The following is a 531-nucleotide window of genomic DNA, read 5'->3' as shown; positions in this document are numbered from 1 at the left end:
CAAAACCAATCTTAGGTTGGACTTGAACTTGGTTAATGCCCGATAAGTTAATTTCCACAGGATCCTCTGCTGTGGATATATTGATCTCTGGTTTATTGAGAATATTTAGCCCAGTGTACAACGAAACGGTTTTGCCGCTTCCTGTTGGACCTGTCATCAGAATCATACCTTGTGGACGACGCAGAGCCTCTAAATACAGCTGTTTTTGTTGCTCACTATAACCAAGCTTGTCGATATCCAGTGATGCAGAGCTGCTATCGAGCAGTCGGAGTACGATTTTCTCTCCAAACAAGGTAGGTAGCGTGGATACCCGCATATCAATCGCGGTGTCTTGATTCAGTTTGAGTTTAATTCGCCCATCTTGTGGTAAACGTCGCTCGGCAATATCAAGTTTAGAGAGAATTTTGATACGAGCTGATAAGCGACGACTCAAGTGATTTGGCGGTTGCTGAGTTTCGATCAAAATGCCATCGCAACGTAGACGAACTCGGTACATCTTTTCATAAGGCTCAAAGTGGATATCGGATGCGC

General features: G+C 44.3%; 1 protein-coding gene. It reads right to left on the bottom strand.

Annotation, left to right across the window (positions count from 1 at the left end; translation table 11 throughout):
* A partial coding sequence (locus tag R7Z77_RS28165; RefSeq protein WP_318137411.1) for an ATPase, T2SS/T4P/T4SS family occupies nucleotides 1–531 on the bottom strand: 531 nt, incomplete at both ends.

This window comes from Vibrio sp. 1401 (genome assembly GCF_033340295.1).
This window is presented reverse-complemented; position numbering and strand designations above follow the sequence as displayed.